Source organism: Microbispora sitophila, assembly GCF_014892245.1.
Taxonomy (GTDB): domain Bacteria; phylum Actinomycetota; class Actinomycetes; order Streptosporangiales; family Streptosporangiaceae; genus Microbispora; species Microbispora siamensis.
Window position 1 is genome coordinate 156,551 of the sequence record NZ_JADBGC010000011.1, and the last position, 21,993, is coordinate 178,543.

At 72.7% G+C, this 21,993-nt stretch carries 20 protein-coding genes; 9 read left to right on the plus strand and 11 right to left on the minus strand.

Features of this window, described 5'->3' with window-relative positions; all coding sequences use genetic code 11:
• Window positions 1-172: 172 nt before the first annotated feature.
• From IL992_RS21560 to IL992_RS21585, 6 genes are read right to left on the minus strand one after another with little or no spacing between them, the layout of a single operon-like run.
• Window positions 173-802: a PaaI family thioesterase gene (locus tag IL992_RS21560; RefSeq protein ID WP_193205162.1), complete on the minus strand. Its 630-nt coding sequence runs from the start codon at window positions 800-802 to the stop codon at window positions 173-175.
• The gene (locus IL992_RS21565; protein ID WP_193205163.1) at window positions 799-1,668 is read right to left on the minus strand and encodes a MaoC/PaaZ C-terminal domain-containing protein; all 870 of its coding nucleotides are present in this window, start codon (window positions 1,666-1,668) and stop codon (window positions 799-801) included. The genes IL992_RS21560 and IL992_RS21565 overlap by 4 nt, the downstream gene beginning before the upstream one ends.
• A 6-nt stretch (window positions 1,669-1,674) precedes the next feature.
• The gene (locus IL992_RS21570; protein ID WP_226873512.1) at window positions 1,675-1,893 is read right to left on the minus strand and encodes a thiolase C-terminal domain-containing protein; all 219 of its coding nucleotides are present in this window, start codon (window positions 1,891-1,893) and stop codon (window positions 1,675-1,677) included.
• Window positions 1,890-4,091, minus strand: coding sequence for an acyl-CoA dehydrogenase (locus IL992_RS21575; RefSeq protein ID WP_193205164.1), 2,202 nt, complete (start codon window positions 4,089-4,091; stop codon window positions 1,890-1,892). Before IL992_RS21575 ends, IL992_RS21570 begins: the two co-directional genes overlap by 4 nt.
• Window positions 4,092-4,097: 6 nt before the next feature.
• On the minus strand, window positions 4,098-5,258 hold the full coding sequence (locus IL992_RS21580) for a steroid 3-ketoacyl-CoA thiolase (protein WP_193205165.1): 1,161 nt from the start codon (window positions 5,256-5,258) through the stop codon (window positions 4,098-4,100).
• On the minus strand, window positions 5,251-6,882 hold the full coding sequence (locus IL992_RS21585; protein WP_193205166.1) for an acyl-CoA synthetase: 1,632 nt from the start codon (window positions 6,880-6,882) through the stop codon (window positions 5,251-5,253). Before IL992_RS21585 ends, IL992_RS21580 begins: the two co-directional genes overlap by 8 nt.
• 197 nt (window positions 6,883-7,079) lie before the next feature.
• Here IL992_RS21585 and IL992_RS21590 point away from each other — a divergent pair, with 197 nt between their 5' ends.
• Window positions 7,080-8,012: a 3-oxoacyl-ACP reductase gene (locus IL992_RS21590; RefSeq protein WP_193205167.1), complete on the plus strand. Its 933-nt coding sequence runs from the start codon at window positions 7,080-7,082 to the stop codon at window positions 8,010-8,012.
• Window positions 8,013-8,062: 50 nt separating this feature from the next.
• Here IL992_RS21590 and IL992_RS21595 read toward each other — a convergent pair whose 3' ends face one another.
• From IL992_RS21595 to IL992_RS21605, 3 genes are all read right to left on the minus strand, one after another.
• A complete protein-coding gene (locus IL992_RS21595; RefSeq protein ID WP_193205168.1) occupies window positions 8,063-8,839 on the minus strand; it encodes an SDR family oxidoreductase in 777 nt (258 codons plus the stop codon).
• A gap of 26 nt (window positions 8,840-8,865) precedes the next feature.
• Entirely contained in the window at window positions 8,866-9,606 is a 741-nt protein-coding gene (locus tag IL992_RS21600) for an SDR family NAD(P)-dependent oxidoreductase (RefSeq protein ID WP_193205169.1), read from the minus strand.
• An 84-nt stretch (window positions 9,607-9,690) separates the two neighbouring features.
• Window positions 9,691-10,308 carry a TetR family transcriptional regulator gene (locus IL992_RS21605; RefSeq protein ID WP_193205170.1) on the minus strand — a complete coding sequence of 206 codons (618 nt, stop codon included), beginning with the start codon at window positions 10,306-10,308 and terminating at the stop codon, window positions 9,691-9,693.
• Window positions 10,309-10,579: 271 nt separating this feature from the next.
• On the opposite strand from IL992_RS21605, the gene IL992_RS21610 reads away from it, so the two are divergent.
• Both IL992_RS21610 and IL992_RS21615 read left to right on the plus strand, forming a co-directional pair.
• A complete protein-coding gene (locus IL992_RS21610; protein ID WP_193205171.1) occupies window positions 10,580-12,121 on the plus strand; it encodes an FAD-dependent oxidoreductase in 1,542 nt (513 codons plus the stop codon).
• A gap of 11 nt (window positions 12,122-12,132) precedes the next feature.
• Window positions 12,133-13,332 carry a serine aminopeptidase domain-containing protein gene (locus IL992_RS21615; protein WP_193205172.1) on the plus strand — a complete coding sequence of 400 codons (1,200 nt, stop codon included), beginning with the start codon at window positions 12,133-12,135 and terminating at the stop codon, window positions 13,330-13,332.
• A 51-nt stretch (window positions 13,333-13,383) separates the two neighbouring features.
• Here the strand turns inward: IL992_RS21615 and hsaA are convergent, their stop codons facing one another.
• A complete protein-coding gene (hsaA, locus tag IL992_RS21620; protein WP_193205173.1) occupies window positions 13,384-14,550 on the minus strand; it encodes a 3-hydroxy-9,10-secoandrosta-1,3,5(10)-triene-9,17-dione monooxygenase oxygenase subunit in 1,167 nt (388 codons plus the stop codon).
• Window positions 14,551-14,722: 172 nt separating this feature from the next.
• Between hsaA and IL992_RS21625 the strand changes: the two genes are divergently transcribed.
• The 3 genes from IL992_RS21625 to IL992_RS21635 are packed head-to-tail and all read left to right on the plus strand — an operon-like array spanning window position 14,723 to window position 16,937.
• The gene (locus IL992_RS21625) at window positions 14,723-15,892 is read left to right on the plus strand and encodes a Rieske 2Fe-2S domain-containing protein (protein WP_319018715.1); all 1,170 of its coding nucleotides are present in this window, start codon (window positions 14,723-14,725) and stop codon (window positions 15,890-15,892) included.
• On the plus strand, window positions 15,889-16,143 hold the full coding sequence (locus tag IL992_RS21630) for a ferredoxin (RefSeq protein WP_193205175.1): 255 nt from the start codon (window positions 15,889-15,891) through the stop codon (window positions 16,141-16,143). Before IL992_RS21625 ends, IL992_RS21630 begins: the two co-directional genes overlap by 4 nt.
• The gene (locus tag IL992_RS21635; protein WP_193205176.1) at window positions 16,140-16,937 is read left to right on the plus strand and encodes an SDR family NAD(P)-dependent oxidoreductase; all 798 of its coding nucleotides are present in this window, start codon (window positions 16,140-16,142) and stop codon (window positions 16,935-16,937) included. The genes IL992_RS21630 and IL992_RS21635 overlap by 4 nt, the downstream gene beginning before the upstream one ends.
• A gap of 52 nt (window positions 16,938-16,989) precedes the next feature.
• Here the strand turns inward: IL992_RS21635 and IL992_RS21640 are convergent, their stop codons facing one another.
• Window positions 16,990-17,730 carry a TetR/AcrR family transcriptional regulator gene (locus IL992_RS21640; protein ID WP_193205177.1) on the minus strand — a complete coding sequence of 247 codons (741 nt, stop codon included), beginning with the start codon at window positions 17,728-17,730 and terminating at the stop codon, window positions 16,990-16,992.
• 112 nt (window positions 17,731-17,842) lie between these two features.
• Here IL992_RS21640 and IL992_RS21645 point away from each other — a divergent pair, with 112 nt between their 5' ends.
• Genes IL992_RS21645 through IL992_RS21655 form a run of 3 tightly spaced genes read left to right on the plus strand, consistent with a single transcriptional unit; the run spans window position 17,843 to window position 21,979 of the window.
• Window positions 17,843-18,433 (plus strand): NADPH-dependent FMN reductase, encoded by a 591-nt coding sequence (locus IL992_RS21645; protein WP_193205178.1) that lies wholly within the window; start codon window positions 17,843-17,845, stop codon window positions 18,431-18,433.
• Window position 18,434: 1 nt separating this feature from the next.
• On the plus strand, window positions 18,435-20,177 hold the full coding sequence (locus IL992_RS21650; protein ID WP_193205179.1) for an ABC transporter ATP-binding protein: 1,743 nt from the start codon (window positions 18,435-18,437) through the stop codon (window positions 20,175-20,177).
• Window positions 20,174-21,979 (plus strand): ABC transporter ATP-binding protein, encoded by a 1,806-nt coding sequence (locus IL992_RS21655; RefSeq protein ID WP_193205180.1) that lies wholly within the window; start codon window positions 20,174-20,176, stop codon window positions 21,977-21,979. The genes IL992_RS21650 and IL992_RS21655 overlap by 4 nt, the downstream gene beginning before the upstream one ends.
• Window positions 21,980-21,993: the final 14 nt, after the last annotated feature.

The following is a 21,993-nucleotide window of genomic DNA, read 5'->3' on the forward strand; positions in this document are numbered from 1 at the left end:
TCTCGGCTCCTCTGGGGGGTGCGGAGACAAGCTGCGGAGACAAGGCCTGAGAGCGCTCTCAGTAAAGTAACTTTACTGTTAACTGACCACCCGTCAAGACCCGTCGGCGCTGCTGCTCACATGAAGAGCCGAAACCCACGCTGGCGTGAGAGCGTTTCCCCGGACGGCCGGGTCAGCGGGGCCGGTCGAGCTGCTTGTCGATGAACACGCCCTCGGCGCTGACGCACACCTGCCCGCCCGCGCTGATCGTCCCGGTGGTGTAGATCTTGCGCCCGTCCACGGAGGTCTGCCGGCCGGTCACGGTCAGCCGCTCGAACAGCGGGGTGGGCCGGTGGTAACGCAGGGTCAGGGTGCCCGTCATCCCGGACACACCGGCCCAGGCGTTCGCGACGCCCAGCGTGTGGTCGAGCAGCAGCGCCGACACACCGCCGTGCACGCACCCCGGAGGCCCCTGGTAGGGCATGCCCAGCACGACCTCGCCCTCGATCGACCCGTCGTCCCTGCCGTACAGGTGCAGCGGCGGGGCGATCGCGTTCTCCGGCCCGGTCACGGGGTCGTGCCGGGTCACGCCCTCCCCCCGCCACATGTCGACCATGCGCTCGCGCATCGTGGGGGCGTGCGCCTCGAGGTCGTCGGCCACGGCGTTCAACTGCTCGGCGACCTGGGCCATCTCGACCGCCGACAGGTCGCCCGAGTGCAGCAGCGCGTCGATCACCCGGCGGGCCGCGGCGACCGCCGCGTCCACGCCCTCGTTGTTCGGGGTCGCCGTCAGCTCCGTACGGTCGATCCGCGTCTTCGTCATGAGATCTCCGCTGTCGCGTGGGTGAGCACGGCGGCGTCGCCGCGCTCCGGGCAGGTGGACCGGAACACCAGCCGGTCGCCCTCGCGCCACACGGTGGTCCGGATCGTCTCGCCGGGGAACAGCACCCCGGCGAAGCGCACAGACAGCCCGGTCAGCCTGGTCACGTCACCGCCGAGGACGCCGTCCGCCAGCGCCTTGGCCACTATGCCGTACGACGCGAGGCCGTGCAGGATCGGGTGGTCGAAGCCGGCCGCCCGGGCGAAGGCGGGGTCGGCGTGCAGCGGGTTGAGGTCGCCGTTGAGCCGGTAGAGCAGGGCCTGCCCGGGGGTGGTCGGCGAGTCGAGCACGTGGTCGGGCTCTCGGCCGGGCTCCGTCCACGGGGTCTCCGGGCCCGGGTCACCGCCGAAACCGCCCTCCCCGCGCGCCCAGATCCGCATGGTCGTGGTCCACAGCGGGTCGCCCGAGGGATCGGCCGCCGCCTGCTCCATCTCGATCACCGCGGCCTTGCCCTTGTCCCAGATGTTCGCCACCCGGGAGGACACGACGGCCTCGCCGGCCGCGGGCAGCGGCCGATGCAGGGTGAGCGCCTGCCCGGCGTGCAGGATCCTGCGCAGGTCGATGTCGATGCCGGGCATGCTCATCGCGGTCGGCGGGCGCTCTCCCGCCGAGATGCCCTGGCCGGCGACCATGGCGAAGGTGGGCAGCACGCGCAGGCCGCGCTCGTAGGTGTAGGGCAGCTCGGGATCGGCGCCCGCGTCCCTCCCGGCGCCCAGGCTGAGGTGGTAGAGCAGAACGTCGCGGCTGGTCCAGGAGATCTCCCGGGTGGCCGGCGGCGCCCCCAGGGCCTTGTCGAGGTCGATCGGCATGTCTCCTCAGTCCTCCTCGTCGTCTCGACGGCCTTCGGCGGGGCCGCGGTCGAGGGTCACGACGCAGGCGCCGCCGAGGCCCAGGTTGTGCTGCAGCCCGACCCGCGCGCCCTCGACCTGGCGGGGGCCGGCCTCGCCACGCAGTCGCCAGGTCAGCTCGGCGCACTGGGCGAGCCCGGTCGCCCCCAGCGTGCCGGCCCCGGCGACGAACGCCCTGCCAGTCATGGTCTGACCTCCGGGTCTCGAGGCAGCCTGAGCAGGCGCTCGCCGATGATGTTGAGCTGCACGTCGGTGGTGCCCCCGGCGATCGACATGCAGCGGGAGCTGAGGAAGCGCAGCGTGGGATCGGATCGCCGGCCCATCCCCTCTCCGGTCAGGGACTCCGGGCCGATCCAGTCCATGGCGGTCTCCCAGACCTCCTGGACGTGCTCGACGCCGATCAGCTTGGCCACGCTGGACTCCGCGCCGGGCTGCTGCCCGGTCAGCGACCGCAGCGTGGTCCGCAGCGCGAACAGCGCGCCGGACTGGGCGTCGCAGAGGATGCCGCCGAGCCGGGTCAGCCGCTCGTCGTCCATCTCTTCCGGCCGTTCCGCGGCGATGTGCAGCAGCGCCTCGCCGCCGCTGCCGAGCGAGGAGTCGTGCGACAGCGAGACCCGCTCGTTGGCCAGCGTCGTGCGGGCCAGCTTCCAGCCGTCCCCCGGCTGCGCGACGAGCATCTCGCCGGGGATGAACACGTCGTCGAGGAACACCTCGTTGAACAGCGCCTCGCCGGTCAGCTCGCGCAGCGGCCGGATGTCGATGCCGGGGCTGGACATGTCGAGCAGGAAGTACGACAGGCCCTTGTGCTTGGGCGCCTCCGGGTCGGTGCGGGCCAGCAGGATGCCCCACTGAGCCTGGCGGGCCATCGACGTCCAGACCTTCTGGCCGTTGATCTTCCAGCCGCCCTCGACCCTCTCCGCCCGGGTGGTCAGGGCGGCGAGGTCGGAGCCCGCTCCCGGCTCGCTGAACAGCTGGCACCACACCAGGTCGCCGCGCAGCGTCTGCGGCAGGAACCGCCCCTGCTGCTCGGGGCTGCCATGCGCGATCAGGGTCGGCACCACCCAGGCGCCGATGACCATGTCGGCCGCGCGCAGCCGGGCGGACCGCATCTCCTCGGCGATCACGAGCTGGGTGACCGCGTCGGCGCCCTTCCCCCAGGGCTCGGGCAGGTGCGGCGCGGTGTATCCGTGCTCGGCCAGGTACGTCAGCCGGTCGCGGCCGTCGAGGTCGAGGGCCGGCCGCAGCTCGGCGCGCACCTCCGCGCGGATCCGCTCGGCCTCCGGCGGCAGCTCGACACCGAGCTCGCGGCGCACGCCGTCCAGCGTGAGCCGGGCCACCCTGCGGCGCCACCACGAGACCGAGCCGAGCGTGATGCGCAGCGTCTGCGCCCGACGCAAGTACAGACCGGCGTCGTGCTCCCAGGTGAAGCCGATGCCGCCGAGCGTCTGGATGCAATCCTTGGTGACGGAGAAGGCCGCCTCCACGCTGGTCGCCCCGGCGACCGCCGCGGCCAGCGCCGCCTCCCCGGAAGAAGCGCCGGTCTCGTCGAGAGCCCGGGCGGCGTCCCAGGCGCACACCCGGGCCTGCTCGGCCCGGGTCAGCATGCGGGCGCAGCGGTGCTTGACCCCCTGGAACTGGCCGATCGGGCGGCCGAACTGGTGGCGCACGTTCGCGTACTCGGCCGCGGTGGCGGTGGCCCAGTCGGCCAGGCCGGACGCCTCGGCCGCGAACAGCGCGGCGGCCAGATCGAACACGGTGTTGCCGGCCAGGCCGTCCAGCACGTCGGCCGCCGGAACGGCGACGCCGTCGGCGCGCACCCGCGACGGGCGGCGGGTCAGGTCGTGGCCGGGCAGGTCCTCGGTCTCCACCGCCTCGCGCGACAGCACGACCCAGGTCGTGCCGCTCCCGTCGGCCGCGGGCAGCACGAACAGGTCGGCGACGTGGCCGCCGATGACCGGCTCGGAGACACCGGAGACCACGGCCTCCCCGCCCTCGCCGCGGGTGAGGGTGAGCCCGCCGGGCCGGAGGCCGACCGCGGCGGTCTTCTCCCCGCCGGCCAGCGCCGCCAGGTGGGCGGTGTGCCCGGCGCGGGCCAGCACGGCGCCCGCCAGCACCGTGGGCAGGAACGGCCCGGGGACCATCGCCCGGCCCAGCTCCTCGACCACGACGGCGAGTTCGAGCAGCCCTGAGCCCGCTCCGCCGGCCTCCTCGGGCAGGTGCAGCCCGAGCAGCCCCTGCTCGGCCAGCAGCGGCCAGAACTTCGGCAGCTCCTCGTGCTCGGCGTCAACCGCCTGCCGCACCACGACCGGCGTCACGTGCCGGGCCGCGAAGGCGCGTACGGCGTCGCGCAGGTCGCGCTGCTCGTCGGTCAGTCCGATCGACATGCTTCCTCAGATCCGTTCGATGATGGTGGCCGTGGCGTGGGCGCCGCCCGCGCACATGGTGACGAGGGCGGTCGAGCCGCCGGTGCGCTCCAGCTCGCACACGGCCTGGGTGATCAGGCGGGAGCCCGTGGAGCCCACGGCGTGACCGAGCGCGATCGCGCCGCCGTTCACGTTGACCTTGTCCATGTCGGGGTCGAGCTCCCGCGCCCAGGAGAGCACGACCGAGGCGAACGCCTCGTTGATCTCGACGAGGTCGACGTCGGACAGCTTCATGCTCGCCTTCTTCAGCACGTGCCGGGTCGCGTCGATCGGGCCGTCGAGGTGGTAGTAGGGGTCGGAGCCGACCATGCCGGAGGCGACGATGCGCGCCCGCGGGCGCAGGCCGAGGTCGCGCGCCCGGCCGGCGCTCATCAGCAGCACGCCGGCCGCGCCGTCGCTGATCTGTGAGGAGTTGCCCGCGGTGTGGATGCCCTCCGGCATCACCGGCTGCAGCCTCCTCAGGGCCTCCATGCCGGTGTCGCGCAGCCCCTGGTCCCTGGTGACGACGGCGGTCTCCCCCGTCGGGCCCTCGGGTCCCATCACGGGCGCCTCGACCGTGAGGACCTGTCCCTCGAACCTGCCCTCCGCCCACGCCCGCGCCGCGCGCTGCTGGGAGCGCAGGCCGAACGTGTCGGCGTCCTCGCGGGTGATGCCGCGCCGCCGTGCGATCCGCTCGGCCGCGGTGAACTGGTCAGGCATGTCCAGCGACCACGAGGGCGGGAACGGGCTGCCGGCCTCCGGCGTGACCGCCGCGCCGAGGAAGACCCGGCTCATCGCCTCGACGCCGCAGCCGATGCCGACGTCGATCGCGCCGGCCGCGATCAGCCCGGCCACCAGGTGGACGGCCTGCTGGCCGGACCCGCACGCGCAGTCGATCGACGTGCAGGCCGTGCCGTACGGCAGGCCGGCGTGCAGCCACGCCTGGCGGGTGACGTTGTTGGCCTGCTCCCCCGCCTGGGTGACGCAGCCGCCGATCACCTGCTCGACCGCCTCGGGGGCGAGCCCGCTGCGCTCGATCAGGCCCCGGTGCACCACGCCGAGCAGCTCGGCCGGGTGCAGCCCGGACAGGGCGCCGTAGCGCTTGCCGACCGGTGTGCGCACCGCGTCGACGATGACGGCCTCAGCCATCGTTCCTCCTGGTTTGCGTTGAAAGCCCCGTGCTCGTGGAAAGCACGGACTTGGCCCACCGGTAGTCGGCCTTGCCGCTGGGCGAGCGCTCGACGACGTCCACGACGACGATCGACGCGGGCACCTTGTATCCGGCGATCTGCGTGCGGCAGTGCGCCCGAAGTTCCTCGACGCCCGCGGTCGCGCCCGGACGCAGCTCCACCACGGCGGCGACCCGCTCGCCGAACCGCTCGTCGGGCACGCCGGCGACCAGCGCGTCCATGACGGCGGGGTGGGACTTCATGGCCTGTTCGACCTCTTCGGGGAAGACCTTCTCCCCGCCCGTGTTGATGCAGCCCGAGCCGCGGCCGAGCAGCACGATCGTGCCGTCCTCCTCGACCCTGGCCATGTCGCCGAGCACCGCCCAGCGGGCGCCGTCGACGACCGGGAACGTCTTCGCGCTCTTGTCCGGGTCGTTGTGGTAGCGCAGCGGGACGTTACCGGTCCGCGCGACGTACCCCAGCCGGCCGGAGCCCGGCTCGACCTGCCGGAAGTTCTCGTCGACCACCCGGATCCGGGGGCCTGCGGCCAGCCGCATGCGCCCGTCGGGCCCGATCCCGAGCGTGCCGTCCACCCCGGACTCCGAGGAGCCGAAGCCGTCGTTGACGTAGAGGCCCGGGATCAGCGCCGCGGCCTCCTCGCGTACGCTGCGCGACAGCAGCGCCCCGCCCGAGCCGAGCACCTTCATCGAGCTCAGGTCGTGGTCCGCGCCGTGCTCGCGGATGGCGTCGACCAGCGGGCGGGCGATCGCGTCGCCGACCACCGTGACGATCATGGCGTGCTCGCGCTCGATCAGCCGCAGCGTCTCGACCGGATCGAACCGCCGCATCAGGATCGTCACCGAGCCGGCCAGGAGACTGCCGAACAGCGTGTAGGCGGCCGCGCCGTGCATGAGCGGGGCGGTGAGCAGGTAGGAGAGGGGCGTGGCCGCCGCAGCGGCCGCGGCCAGTTCCTCCGCCGTCCGGTACGGCGGGCCGTAGTGGTTGCCGCCCTTGAGCGCGGCGAAGTAGAAGTCCTCGTGCCGCCACACCACGCCCTTGGGCATCCCGGTCGTCCCACCGGTGTACAGCACATAGTGGTCGTCGGCGGTGCGCTCCCCGGCCATCGGAGCCGTGGCCGGCTGCGCGGCGACGGCCTTCTCGTAGTCCGCGACGCTGATCCGGTCCGGCCAGCAGGGCGCGTCCGTGCCTTCGTCCACCACCACGACGTGGCGCAGCGTGGGGCACCGGTCGGCAAGGGCGGCGGCGGACGCGGCGAACTCGCCGCCGACGACGAGGGCGACCAGGCCGGCGTCCTCGTACACGTAGTGCAACTCGCGGTCCGTGTACCGGTAGTTGACGTTGATCGGGACGGCTCTGATCTTCAGGCAGGCGAGCAGCGCCTCGACGAACTCCACCCCGTTGAGCATGTGCACGCCCACGTGCTCGTCAGGCCGGACACCGGCCGCGAGCAGGTGGTTCGCCAGAGCGTTCGCCCGGACGTCGAGCTCGGCGAAGCTCAACCGCCGGGCGTCGCAGACCAGCGCGAGGCGTTCGGGGACCGCCGCGGCGACGGCCTCGAACAGGGATGCCACGTTCAGCGTCATGGGAGGAGGCTAGAAATCATTTCTGTTCCGGGCAACGGCCCAGTCCCGCTCAGTGGTGCCGCCGATCGCTTACCGCACAGCACGGAGCCCATCCTTGTGCCACTGGGCGGGATGCCCACGATCGCGGACATCCCGGCGAGTCAAAACTAGAATACATACTAGTTTCGCACGATCACCGATTGAGCAGGAGCGCGCAGATGAGCTCGAACACGAGCCTGGAGAACAGGACCGCCGTCGTCACCGGCGCGGGAGCGGGCCTGGGCCGCAGCGAGGCCCTCGCCCTGGCGGAACGCGGCGCGAACGTCGTCGTCAACGACGTCGGCCCGGCGGCCGAGGACGTCGCGGCCGAGATCAGGGCGCTCGGCCGCGAGGCCGTCGCGGTGACGGGCGACATCGGCGACTGGTCCATCGGCGACCGCCTCGTCCGGACGGCCGTGGACACCTTCGGCGGTCTCGACATCGTGGTGAACAACGCCGGCGTGCTGCGCGACAAGATGCTGTTCAACCTGACCGAGTCCGACTGGGACGACGTCATCCGCGTCCACCTCAAGGGACACGCCGTGCTGTCGCGCTCCGCCGCGGTCCACTGGCGGGCGACGAGCAAGGCCGCCGGCGGCCCGGTCTACGGCCGCGTGATCAACACCTCCTCCGAGGCGTTCCTGTTCGGGTCGGCCGGTCAGCCGAACTACTCCGCCGCCAAGGCCGGCATCGTCGCGCTGACCCTGTCGACCGCCCAGGGCCTGTCGCGGTACGGCGTGCGGGCCAACGCGATCTGCCCCCGGGCCCGTACGGGCATGACGGCGCACGTGTTCGGCGACGGCGGCGAGGTGGGCGGGCTGGACACCCTCGCCCCCGAGCGGGTGGCCACGTTCGTCGCCTACCTCGCCTCCCCCGCGTCGGAGGAGATCAACGGCCAGGTGTTCGTGGTGTACGGCGACATGGTGGCCCTCATGGCGGCCCCGACCGTGGAGCGCAAGTTCACCGCCGCCGACGGCGTGTTCTCGGTGGAGGAGCTGGACGCGCAGGTCACTCCGCACTTCCACGGGCGGGACCCGTATCGGACCTACGCGGCCTACTCGGTGGCGCAGCTCGACACGACCGATGTGCGGAACAACGCGGCCGCGAAGTGACAGACGTGGGGGCCGCCGCGGACATCCGCGGCGGCCCCACGCCGAAGCGATCAGTACACGTCGGGGCCGCGCAGGGTGGCCTCGGCGCCGCCGTCCACGAAGATGATCTGCCCGGCCATGTGGGAGTTCTCCGGGCTCACCAGCCAGCGCAGCGCGTCGGCCACGACCTCGGGCTCGGCGTAGCCGTTCAGCGGCATCGGCACCGCCCGGTCCATGATCTTCCGCATCGTCTCGTCCTCGAACAGGGGCGCCGACATCGGGGTCAGCACGACGCCCGGTGCCACCGCGTTGAGCGGGATGCCGCAGCCGGCCCACTCCGGCGACGCGGCCCGTGCGCGCAGCCAGCGGACCAGGGCGGACTTCGAAGCGGGGTAGAGCAGCCGGCCCTCGCCGCGCTCGACCGCCTCCCCTGCCAGGGCGACCGCCCGCGGCTCGTCGCCGTCGAGGCAGGCGCGGACCACCTCGGGGTCGGCGGGCTGGGTGGCGGAGATCGAGGCCACCGCGGCGGCGCGGGGCCGCTCCGCCCGCTCGAGCGCCGGGCGCAGCCCCTCCAGGATCGCGGTCACGCCGAAGAAGTTGACGGTGACGGTGCTCATGGTCACCCCTGAGACGCCGGCGCAGGCCACGACGCCGTCCAGCACGCCGTCCGCCCTGTCGAGCACCGACTCCACCGCGAGCGCCCGGCCATCCGGCGTGGACAGGTCCGCGCACACGTCGGCGTCCTTGAGATCGACGCCGATCACCTCGTGGCCGCCCTCGTGCAGCGAGGCCGCGAGGGCCTTGCCGATGCCCGAGGCCGATCCGGTCACCGCGATCTTCCGTGTCACGTCGTCTCCTTGTCGATGGGGGCGCGTCAGGTTCCGGAGCCGCCGTCGACCCGGAGGTTCGCACCCGTGAGGTATCCGCCGTCCGAGGAGGCCGCGAACGCGATCGCGGCCGCGATCTGCTCGGGGGCGCCGCTGCCGAGCAGCGAGCGGATCCGCCCGAAGTAGCGCAGGTCCGTGCCTTCGGGAAACTCGATGTCGCGCGTCAGCGGGGTCGACACCGTGCCCGGGGAGATCGGCACCACCCGGATGCCGCGCCCCACCACCTCCGCGGCGAGGCTCAGCGAGAAGGCCAGCACGGCGCCCTTCGACGCGGCGTACGCCGTCATGTACGGGTTGCCCTGGGTGGCCGCGATCGACGCGACGTTCACGATGACCCCGGTCCGGTCGGGCAGGTGACGCAGCGCCTCCCGGCAGAACAGCGCGGTGCCGACGAGGTTGACCGAGAACAACAGGGTGAGGTCGGCCACGGTCAGCGACTCGATCGGCGTCGTCCGCTGGATCCCGGCCACGTTGACCAGCACGTCGATGCCGCCGAGCGCGGTGGCCGCCGTGTCCACGGCCGCGACCACGGCCCGCTCGTCGGTCACGTCGGCCTGGTGCGGGACGTACGCGCCCCGCACCAGCCGGCCCGTTTCCGCGAGGCCCCGCTCGTCGCGGTCCACGCCGAAGACGTGTGCGCCCTCGGCGGCGAGCCGGATCGCGGTGGCCCGCCCGATCCCCGACGCGGCACCCGTGAGCAGGACTCTCGCGCCCTCGAAACGGTTCATGGCGCCGCACGCTACCGACGGGCGGCCCGGGCGGCCGAAGGCCGTCCCGGTCAGCGGGAGGGGTGCGGCCGAAGGCCGTCCCGGTCAGCGGGAGGCGGCGTTGGAGCGGGGCGCGAGCAGCAGCCGGCAGGCGATGCGGATGTCGCTCTCGGTGTCGGGGACCGAGGCACGGCCGTTCAGGCTCGACTGCAGCACGCCATACCAGCACTGCATGAGCAGCCTGATCAGCGTGACGTCCATGACGGTCGGCTCCTGGATGCCGAGCGTCCGCAGGACGATCTGCCGGAACGTCATGTCGATCCGGCCGGCGTCGGCCACGGCGGCGGCGTTGGCGGAGTTCGCCGACTGCAGCATCGCGGTGGCGAGCGCGGGGCGGCGCAGCAACTGCCTGCTGGCCAGCACGAGCACGTCGGCGACGGCGTCCTCAGGCGCGGTGCCCGGCTTCGGCTGCGGGACGCTCTCGTCGAACCGGTCGATCTGCTCGGCCATCACGGCGGTGAACAGGTGGGTCTTCGAGGGGAAGTACCGGTACAGCGTGGCGATCGCCACCCCGGCCTCCTTGGCCACCTCGTGCATCTGGACGCGCTCGAGGCCCTTCTCGGCGCCCATGCGCGCGGCGGCCCGCAGGATCCGCAGGTGCCGGGCGCGCTGCTCCGGCGAGCTGGGCTCCGCCGGCGCCCTGACCTCGGCGATCCTCGGCACGTCTCCCCCTGACCGTTCGTGTTTCGCAACGACGATACACAGCCGTACGGGCGTACCTGCCACTGGTCCATACCACTCAGTGGGATGAGCGGGCCTGGACCGCCTCCTGCTGCGCTTGCCTGTACGCCACCACTATCAGGGACGACGGGAGGGGCGGCGTGGCGGGCGCACCGAGCGAGCCGGAGAGGCGCGCCGACCTCTGGACTGAGGAGCGCGCGGGAGCGAAGCGACCAGAGCGCGACGAGGGAAGAGGGCGGATATGAGCGCCTCGATGGCGAAGCGGGAAACACAGCCGTGGGACGACGAGTACGACGTGGTGGTGGCCGGTTCCGGCGCGGGAGCCATGACCGGCGCGCTGGCCGCGGCGGCGAGCGGGCTGCGCACGGTCGTGCTGGAGAAGACGGCGCTGCTCGGCGGCACGTCCGCCTACTCCGGCGCGGCCGTCTGGCTGCCCGGCACCCAGGTGCAGCGCCGCGCCGGGATCGGCGACTCGACGGAGTCGGCCCGCGCCTACCTCGTCGCGCTGCTGGGCGAGGCGGAGGCCGACCGGCGGGAGGCGTTCCTCGCGACCGCGCCCGAGGTGGCCGAGTTCCTGGAGCGCGACCCGGCGATCGAGTTCGAGTGGCGGGCCTTTCCCGACTACTTCCCTGCGCCCGGGCGGCTGGACGCGGGCCGCTCGTTCGTGCCGCTTGATCTGCCGGCCGAGCGGCTCGGCGACCTCGCCGCCCTGGTCCGGCCGCCCGTGGACCGCGACCGCGCGGGCCTGGGCCACGCCGAGGGACCGCTGTCGGCAGGGCGAGCGCTGATCGGCCGCCTGCTGCTCGCCCTCACCACCACCGGCAACGGCACCGTGCGCACCGGCACCGCGCTCACCCGGCTCGTCGTCGAGGACGGCCGGGTGACCGGCGTGGAGGCCGCGACCGACCGCGGAACCGTACGGCTGCGCGCCGCGAGGGGCGTCCTGCTGGCCGCCGGCGGATTCGAGGGCGACGCCGCCATGCGCTCCGAGCACGGCGTCCCGGGGACCGCCGAGTGGTCGATGGCCCCGGCGGGCGCGAACACCGGCGACCCGATCAGGGCCGCCGCCGCGATCGGCGCCGCCACCGGTCTCATGGACGAGGCGTGGTGGTGCCCGGGCGTGGCGCAGCCGGACGGCCGGGCCGCTTTCACTCTGGGCTTCCGCGGCGGGCTCATGGTCGACGCGTCGGGCCGAAGGTTCGCCAACGAGTCACTGCCGTACGACCGGATGGGCCGCGAGATGAGGGCGGCGTCCGGCCGCGTGCCGGCCCATCTGATCTTCGACTCCCGCTTCGGCGGGCGGCTCCCGGCGATCTCGCTGCCGGGGCGCCCCGCAGAGGAGCACCTCGAGGCCGGCACCTGGGTGCGCGCCGGGAGCCTGCCCGAGCTGGCGGAACTGATCGGCGTGCCGGGCGATGCGCTCGCCGGCACCGTCGAGCGGTTCAACGGCTTCGCCGCGACCGGCGTGGACGAGGACTTCCACCGCGGTGAGGACCCCTACGACCTGTTCTTCGCGGGCAGGCCGGGGGACCGGCCGAACCCGTGCCTGGTGCCGGTGGACACGCCGCCCTACTACGCCGCGCGGGTGGTGCTCAGCGACCTCGGCACCAAGGGCGGCCTGCGCACCGACCCCGACGGACGGGTGCTCGACGGGGAGGGACGGCCGATCCCCGGCCTGTACGCCGCGGGCAACACCAGCGCCTCGTTCTCCGGGCGCCGCTACCCCGGCCCCGGCGTCCCGATCGGCTCGGCCATGGTCTTCGCCTACCGGGCCGTCCGGAATATGGCACTTTGAAAGGACCACCGATGCCACTCCCCCGATCACACGTCAAGGCGCTCTCCCTGGCCGCCCTGACCGCCGCGGCGCTCATGGCGCCCGCCGCGGCCGCCACCGCCACCGCCGACGCGGGCGCCGTCTCCCAGGCCGTCCCTCCCGGGCTGCGGGGCACGCTGCTGTCCGCCCGTCCGCTGACCGGCACGGCGGCGCTGCCGAGCGCGGCCCGCAACTGGTACGTCACCTACGCCTCCGCGGGCGCCTCGGGCAGGCCTGTCACCGTGTCGGGTGTGGTCTCGGTGCCGGCGTCGCCCCCGCCGCCCGGCGGCTGGCCGGTGATCAGCTGGGCGCACGGCACGACCGGTACGGCCGACGTCTGCGCGCCCTCGGCCGACACGGCCGACGGGCCCGCGCACGGCTACCTGGCCTCGGTGACCCCCACGCTGGACGCCTGGCTGGCGCACGGTTTCGCCGTCGTGCGCACCGATTACGAGGGCCTCGGCACCCCGGGCGGGCATCCGTACCTGAACGGGCGGAGCGCGGCGGACAGCGTGATCGACATGGTGCGCGCGGCGCGCCGCGTGGACCCGCACATCGGACGGGACTGGTTCGCCGCGGGCCACAGCCAAGGCGGGCACGCCGCGCTGTTCACCGCCGCCGACACCGGCGAGCGCGGGGACGTGCGGCTGCGCGGCGCGATCGCGATCGCCCCCGGCGGCTGGGGCTACTCCCAGACGGTGGCCTACCTCCAGGCGATGCCGGGGGCGAAGGACGCGCTGGCCTTCCTGCCCACGATCCTGTTCGGCGCGGCGGCGGCCGATCCGGCGATCAAGCCGGAGGAACTGGTCACCGACGGGGTGAAGCCGCTGCTCGACGCGGCGCGTACGGGATGCATGGACCAGGTGCGGGCGGTCGCCGCGGACACGACGGTGAGCAGTGTGTTCCGCCCGGGCGCCGACACCGCGACCCTGACGGACTATCTGCGGGCGCAGGAGCCGGTCGGGCTGAAGGTCCGGGTGCCCACCCTGGTCGCCCAGGGCACGGCCGACGTCCTGGTGCCGAAGCAGACCACCGACCTCATGGTCGCCGACCTGTGCGGGGGCGCGGCGAAGGTCACGTACCGCACCTACGCCGGCGCCGACCACCGCGGCTCGGTGCCGGCCTCGTTCGACGACGCGCTGGCGTTCGCGCGGACGATTCTCGCCGGGGGAACACCCGCGTCCACCTGCTGACGGTTGCGAAAGGGGCCCGGACGGGGCGCGTCCGGGCCCCTTCGTCGTCCGTCAGATCAGGTTGTCCTCAACGGCCAGGCCGAACTCGCCCTTGCCGTACATCGCCAGGGCCCGCTCCACGTCGTTGGCCACATGGACGCTGCCCGCGTGGGCGTCGCGCCAGGCCCGCTCGATCGGGTTGCCCCGGCTGAGGGAGTTGCCCCCGGCGGTCTTGAACAGGATGTCGATCGCCTCCAGCGCCCGCTCGGTGGCGCGCACCTGGTCCCTGCGCACCCGCAGCCGCAGTTCCACCGGGATCGTCTCGCCCCGCACCGCGTGCTCGTACATCTCCCGCACGTTGCGATCGGTCTGCAGGATCGCCGCGTCGATCTCCGACGCCGCCCGGGCGACGGCGACCTGCGCGAACTGGTCCTCGGCGAACCGGCCGCCGCCGAGGCTGAGCCGTACGCGGTCGCGCATCGCGGTCACGTACGACCGGTAGCAGCCGACGGCCATCCCGATGACCGGGGCGGTGATCGTGGTGGTGAACACGGTGCCGAACGGGATGCGGTAGAGCGGGCCCGAGTTCACCTTCTGGCCGGGGCCGCGAAGCTGCGCCATCTCGTAGTTGCGCATCACGCGGTGCGCGGGCACGAAGGCGTCCTCGACGATGATGTCGTTGCTGCCCGTGCCGCGCAGCCCGATGACGTCCCACACGTCGGCGATGAGGTAGTCGGAGCGGGGCACCAGCACGGTCATGAAGTCCACCGGCTTGCCCTGGTCGCCGAGGACGAGCCCGCCGACCATCGCCCACGACGCGTGCTCGCAGCCGGAGGAGAACCGCCACCGGCCGGACAGCCGGTAGCCGCCCTCGGTGGGGACGAGCCGCCCGACCGGCGCGTACGACGAGGAGATCAGCGCGTCCGGGTCGCTCCCCCACACCTCGTCCTGGGCGGCCTCGTCGAACAGGGCGAGCTGCCAGGGGTGCACGCCGAGCACGGCGACGGTCCAGCCGGTGGACCCGCACACCGCCGAGATCTCCCTGACCACCTCGTAGAACCTCACCGGGTCGCTTTCCACGCCGCCGTACCTCTTGGGCTGCAGCATCCGGAAGACCCCGGCCTGGACCAGCTCCCTGATCGACTCCGCCGGGACCCGCCGGTCCTCGTCGGTGGACCGGGCCCGTTCGGCGATCTTCGGCAGCAGCGCCCGAACCGCGTCCAGGACCTCGTTGCTCATCTGGGAGTCCTCCGTGTCACGCTCGTCGGTCAGATGCCGTCCATGATGGTGCGTGGAGCCGATGACCGCATGTCAGGACACTCCCGGCCAATGGGACTCGCCGTCCGGCGGGCCGCCACAGCTCCTACGTTGGCCGACTGAGAGAACGTGCGTCCTGAAGGGTCGGATCAAGGTGACTGCAGTAGAAGCCGGGAACGACGACATCCGCAGAATCGAGGCGGAGGCGGTGCCCACTCGATTCGCCCGGGGCTGGCACTGCCTGGGGCTGTCGGAGAAGTTCAAGGACGGCAAGCCGCACACGGTCAACGCCTTCGGCCAGAAGCTCGTGGTCTTCCAGAGCGGCGACGGCAGGATCAACGTGCTCGACGCCTACTGCCGGCACATGGGCGGGGATCTGTCGCAGGGCACGATCAAGGGCGACGAGATCGCCTGCCCGTTCCACGACTGGCGCTGGGGCGGCGACGGTCGCTGCAAGAAGATCCCCTACTCGCGCCGCGTCCCGCTGCGGGCCCGCACCGCGGCCTGGACCACCATGGACCAGGACGGCCTGTTGTTCGTGTGGAACGACCCGGAGGGCAACCCGCCGCCGCCGGAGGTCACGATCCCCCGGATCGAGGGCGCGACGCGGGACGACTGGACCGACTGGGTCTGGACCGAGACCGTCGTGAACACCAACTGCCGCGAGGTCGTGGACAACGTCGTCGACATGGCGCACTTCTTCTACGTCCACTACTCGTTCCCGACGTACTTCAAGAACATCTTCGAGGGCCACGTCGCCACGCAGATCATGAAGGGCAGCGGCCGCCAGGACACCCGCCCGCCCGCGAAGGACGGCGAGCCGAGGCTGCTCGGCAACGACTCGGTGGCGTCGTACCACGGGCCGTCGTTCATGATCGACGAGTTGACGTACCACTACGACACCATGGACATCGACTCGGTCCTGATCAACGCGCACTACCCGATCGACGCGAACTCGTTCGTGCTGCACTCGGGGATCATCGTGCAGCGCACCGACAGGCTCTCCGGGCCCGCGGCCGACGAGATGGCCAGGAAGATGAGCTCCTTCATCCTCAAGGGCTTCGACCAGGACGTGCAGATCTGGAAGAACAAGGCCCGCATCGACAACCCGCTGCTGTGCGAGGAGGACGGGCCGGTCTACCAGCTGCGCCGCTGGTACGAGCAGTTCTACGTGGACGTCGCCGACGTCAGGCCGGAGATGGTGGAGCGCTTCGAGTTCGAGCTCGACACCGCCCGCCCGGTCGAGGCGTGGAAGAAGGAGGTCGAGGAGAACCTCGCCCGCAAGGCCGCGGAGCTTTCGGCAAGCACGGGCCGGCCCGCATGACGGTCCGCCCCGACAACCGGCTGCTCGACGCGCCCATGCAGCCGCTGACCTGCAGGCGGTGCGGCGCCGGCGTGGAGGTGCGCAAGGCGAGCTGGCACCAGACCAGCGTCCAGTGGAACGCCGACGCGGCCGGCGCCTGCCAGGAGCGCCGCGCCGCCGGGCCTGGGGTCTTCCCCGGCTGCGCGGCGCTGCGGGACTCCATCGTCCAGGCCGCGCTCGACGGCGAGATCGCCGTACCGGAGGAATCGTGATCGACAAGGATGTGTACGGCCCCTGGGCCGTCGTCGCGGGCGGATCCGAGGGAGTGGGGGCGTCGTTCGCCCATCGGCTCGCCGACGCCGGGCTCAACCTCGTGCTCATCGCCCGCAAGCCCGGCCCGCTGGCCGAGACGGCCGAGCAGGTCAGGGCCAAGGGCGTCGAGGTGCGCACGCTGGAGCTCGACTTGACCGACCCGGGCGCGGTCAAGGCCGTCCGCTCGGTGACCGACGACGTCGAGGTGGGCCTGCTGATCTTCAACGCGGGCGCCAACAGCTACGGCCACGAGTTCGTGACCGGCGACCTCGACCGGGTGCGGGGAGTCATCGACCTCAACATCACCGCCCAGCTCGCCCTCACCCATCACTTCGGCGCGCTGATGCGGGAGCGCCGCCGCGGCGGCATCATCCTGGTCGGCTCGCTCGCCGGATACATGGGCCAGGCGCAGATCGGCGTCTACTCGGCAGTCAAGGCGTTCAGCCGCGTCTTCGCCGAGGGACTGTGGCTGGAGCTGGGCGAGCACGGCGTGCACGTGCTCGAACTCGTCCTCGGCGTCACCCGCACTCCGGCGATGGAGCGGGCGGGGCTGCGGATGGACCTGCCCGGGCTCAACGTGGCCGAGCCCGACGACGTGGCGCGCGAGGGCCTGGAGCACCTCGCCGACGGCCCGGTCTGGATCGCGGGCGGCAACGAGGAGACGGCCCGCAAGCGGAGCGGCTTCCCCCGGGCCGAGATGGTCCGCAGGGCCCACGAGGCGACGAAGCGGATGATCCCCCCGCCCAGCTCCTGAGCGCTCTTCGACGACAGGCGGTCACCCATCCGGGGTGGCCGCCTTTCTCGTCTCAGATCTTCAACCGTGCGGCGATGCCGTCAAGGATGCTGTCCAGCCCGAGCTCGAACTGCCAGTCGTCGTCGTCCTTCCTGACGCCCTGGCGGATGTAACGCTCGAACGCGGGATAGCGGCCCGACTCCAGCAGCCACCTCATCCGGGACGAGTAGAGGGTGCGCAGGTCGTCCATCTTCTCCGCGCCCTCCTTGCGCATCAGTCTGTCCGTCCTGATCCGGGCGGTGGTCGCCCCGGTGACGAACGCGCTGACCGTGCCGATGACGGTCATCGCCGTGTCGGCGTCGAGGCCGAGGCCGTCCATCGACGCGAGCAGCCGGTCGGTGCGCGCGACGAAGTTGGGGGTCAGCAGCCCGGAATGAGCCGTGGTCTCCACCAGCCACGGATGGCGCAGGATGAGGGCGCGCAGCCGCAGGGCTGCCACGCGCAGGACCTCCCGCCAGTCGCGGCCCTCTCCGGCCCGCTCCTCCTCGCCGTAGACCGCGTCCACCATCAGCTCGATCACGTCGTCCTTGCCGCGCACGTAGCGGTAGAGGCCCATCGTGGCGACGCCGAGCCGCTCGGCCAGCCGGCGCATGGAGACCGCGTCGAGCCCCTCGGCGTCCGCGATCTCCACGGCCGCCGCGCCGATCTGCGCGTGGGTCAGCGCCGCGCGGGGAGGCCGGGCGGGGCGCTCCATCCGCTGCCAGATGGACTCGTGGGCCACATCGTCCGCGTCGTCCGCTTTCTTCCCGGCCATCGTCATGCTCCTCCCGGTTCGCTGTGTACATCGTACTCGGACTTGTACACCGTACGCATTGGCGCGTACGGTGTACTCGTTGCGTACGGCGTACTCACCTCGTGGAGGAACCATGTCCGGAGAAGACCGGCTCAATGTGGGACTGATCATCGGCAGCGTCCGGGACGGGAGGGTCGCGCCCCTCGTCGCGAACTGGTTCGCCGGTCAGGCCGAGCGGCGCGACGACGTCGCGCTCGACGTGATCGACCTGGCCGAGACCCGGCTCCCCGACGGGCTGCTCGGGCACTTCGGCGGCGAGAAGCCGGAGGAGGTCGTCGGGCTGCGGCCCCGGGTGGAAGCGGCGGACGCCTTCGTCGTCGTGACCCCCGAGTACAACCGCAGCTTCCCCGCCGCGCTCAAACTGATGATCGACAGCTACCACCGAGAGTGGGCGGCCAAGCCCGTCGGGTTCGTCTGCTACGGCGGCATGTCCAGCGGTCTGCGGGCCGTCGAGCAGCTCCGGCTGGTCTTCGCCGAGCTGCACGCCGTGACGGTCCGCGACTCCGTCGCCTTCCGGAGCCCGTGGACGCTGTTCGACGCGGAGGGCAACTGGCCGAAGGACCCCGCGGGCCCGGAGGGCGCCGCCAAGGTCATGCTCGACGAGCTCGTCTGGTTCGGCCGGGCCCTGCGCGACGCGCGGGCGGCACGGCCGTACGGGGGCTGAAATGGGCTCCCTGCTCCGCTCCAGCCTGCGTCCCCGTCGCGGCGCCGTCGCCCTGATCGCCGTGCTTCAGATCGCGCAGGCGCTCGCCGCCCTCCTGCTGCCCACGTTCAACGCCACGCTCATCGACGACGGCGTGCTGCACGGCGACACCGGGCTGATCCTGCGTCTGGGCGGTGTCATGGTGGCCGGGACGCTGGCACAGGTCCTGTGCTCGGCCGTGGTGGGCGTGCTCGCCGCCAGGACCACCGCCGCCGTCGGTCACGAGCTGCGCGCGGCCGTCTATGCGAAGGTCCAGGCGTTCTCCTCGCGGGAGGTGGGCCGCTTCGGGGTGCCGTCCCTGATCACCCGCACGGTCGGCGACGTGCAGCAGGTGCAGACGCTGGTCTTCATGGGGCTGACCGGCCTGGCCGCCACGCCCATGATCTTCCTCGGCGGGGTGGTCATGGCGCTGCGGCAGGACCTGCGCCTGTCCACGCTGCTGCTGGTCGCGCTGCCGGCGCTGTCGGCCGTCCTGTGGGCGATCCTGCACCGGCTCACCCCGCTGTCGCAGGCGACGCAGCGCGGCGTCGACAAGGTCAACCGGCTCGTGCGCGAGCAGATCGCCGGGGTCCGGGTCGTCCGGGCGTTCGCCGCGGAGGACCGCGAGCGCGCCAGGTTCGCCGCGGCCAACGGCGCGCTGCTGGACTCCGCCGTACGCGCGGCGCGGCTGGCGGCCGTGATGTATCCCGCCGGGATGCTGATCGGCAACCTGTGCGGCGTGGCGGTCGTCTGGTATGGCGGGCACCTCGTCGACGACGGCGTCACCCAGGTGGGCTCGCTGGTGGCGTTCCTGAACTACCTGGCCGTGATCCTGGGGTCCGCCCTGCTCGCGACCTTCACCGTCCTGGCCGCGCCGCGCGCCCGGGTCTCCGCACTCCGGGTGCGCGAGGTGCTGGAGACCGGGACGGAACCGCCGGCGTCGCCGGCCGGCGCCGATCGGACCCGGCGGGGCCGGATTTGGAAGGGCGAGGTGGAGGTCCGCGACGCGTACGTGCGCTATCCGGGAGCCGAAGAGCCGGTGCTGCGGGGTGTGCACCTCCTCGTCCGCCCCGGCGAGACCGTCGCGGTCGTCGGCTCCACCGGCTCGGGCAAGACGACCCTGCTGAACCTCGTGGCCCGGCTGCTCGACCCGACCGGCGGGCGGGTGCTCATCGACGGGACGGACGTCGCGTCGCTGCCCCCGGAGGAGCCGGCCGGCGTCGTCGCGCTGGTGCCGCAGCGGCCGTATCTGTTCTCCGGGACCATCGCCGGCAACCTCAGGTACGGCAGGCCCGAGGCCACGGACGCCGAACTGTGGCACGCGCTGGAGGTCGCGCAGGCGCGCGACTTCGTGGAGGCGCTGCCGGAGGGCCTGGAGACGCCGCTCGGGCAGGGGGGCACCTCGCTGTCCGGCGGCCAGCGGCAGCGCCTGACCGTGGCGCGGGCGCTGGTCGCCCGTCCCCGGGTGCTGCTGCTGGACGACCCGTTCTCCGCGCTCGACCCGGTCACCGAGCGGGCGCTCGCCGACGCGCTGGCGCGGGAGACCCGCGACGTCGCCGTCGTCCTGGTCGCCCAGCGGATCTCCTCGATCCGGCACGCCGACCGGGTGGTGGTGCTCGACGAGGGCCGCGTCGCCGGGTCCGGAACCCACGAGGAGCTGTTGGCCTCGTGCCCCGCCTACCGCGAGATCGTCTTCTCCCAGACAGGCCAGGAGGTGGCCGCATGACAGCCCGGAAGCGAGGCGCCGTCCGGCGTCTGCTGGAGACCGCCCGCCCCGAACTCCCGCTCGCCGTGGCCGCCCTGGCCTGCGCGGCCGGGGCGGTGGCCCTGACCGTGGCCGTCCCCCGGTTGCTCGGCGCGGCCACCGACCTGGTGCTGTCGGCCGTGTCCGGGCACCGCCGGGTGGACTTCACCGCGACCGGCCGGGTCCTGCTGGGCGCCCTCGCCTGCTACCTGGCCGCGTTCCTCCTCTCCTTCGTCCAGCAGCGGACGACCGCGACCATCGCGCAGCGGCTGGTCTTCCGGCTGCGGGAGCGGACCCAGGCCAAGCTCGCGCGGCTGCCGCTGGCCTATTTCGACGGCCGGCAGCGGGGCGACGTGCTCTCCCGCGCCACCAACGACGTCGACAACGTCGGCCAGACGCTGCAGCAGGTGCTCAGCGTGGCGGTCACCGCGCTGCTCACACTCGTCGGCGTGCTGGTGATGATGGTGTGGACCTCTCCGCTGCTCGCCCTGGTCTCGGTGGTCATGGTGCCGCTGTCCGTCGTGGCGGCCAGGGCGGTCGGCAGGCGGGCGCAGCCGAGGTTCGCCGAGCAGTTCGCGGCCACGGGCCGGCTCAACGCGCACATCGAGGAGACCTACACCGGGCACGCCCTGGTCAGGGTCTTCGGCCGGCGGCGCGAGGCCGTACGGGAGTTCGGCGAGCGCAACGACGCGGTGTTCCGCGCGGGGTTCCGGGCGCAGCTGCTGTCCAGTCTGATCGGCCCGTCGATGTCGCTCGTCATGAACCTCAACTACGTGCTCGTCGCGGTGATCGGCGGCATGCGGGTGGCGGCCGGCGCGCTGTCGGTCGGCGACGTGCAGGCGTTCATCCAGTACTGCCTGCAGTTCGGGCAGCCGGTGAACCAGGTCACGTCGATGTCCACCCTCCTGCAGTCGGTGCTCGCCTCGGCCGGGCGAATCTTCGAACTGCTCGACGAGGACGAGGAGGAGCCCGTCGCCGATCCCGTCCACCTTCCGGCCGCGGCCACCGGGCGGGTGACGTTCGAGAACGTCTCGTTCCGGTACGCGCAGGACCGTCCCCTGATCGAGGGCCTGTCCCTGGTCGCGGAGCCGGGGCGGACCGTCGCGATCGTCGGCCCGACCGGCGCGGGCAAGACCACGCTGATCAACCTGCTCATGCGCTTCTACGACGTCACGGGCGGGCGGATCACGGTGGACGGGGTGGACATCGCCCGGGTGCCCAGGCAGGAGCTGCGCGCCAGGATCGGCATGGTGCTGCAGGACACCTGGCTGCGGCACGGCACGATCGCCGACAACATCGCGTACGGCGCCGGCGACGTGCCGCGCGAGCGGATCGTCGAGGTGGCCAGGGCCACCGGCGTCGACCACCTCGTGCGCACGCTGCCCGACGGGTACGACACGGTGGTCGACGACGACGGCGAGGGGCTGAGCGCGGGCGAGCGCCAGCTCGTCACCATCGCCCGCGCGTTCCTGGCCGATCCCCCGATCCTGGTGCTCGACGAGGCCACCAGCGCGCTCGACACCCGCACCGAGGTGCTGGTGCAGCGGGCCATGACCTCGCTGCGGGCCGGGCGCACCGGTTTCGTCATCGCGCACCGGCTGTCGACCATCAGGAACGCCGACCTGATCCTCGTGATGGACGAGGGGCGGATCGTCGAGCAGGGCACGCACGACCAGTTGCTGACGGCAGGCGGCGCGTACGCCCGCCTGTACCGTGCTCAACTCACCGGGGCTCAGCTCACCGGGGCCCAGCCCGCAGCGCCGGACCCGGTGCCCGCGAGCTGACGCGGCAACGGCGG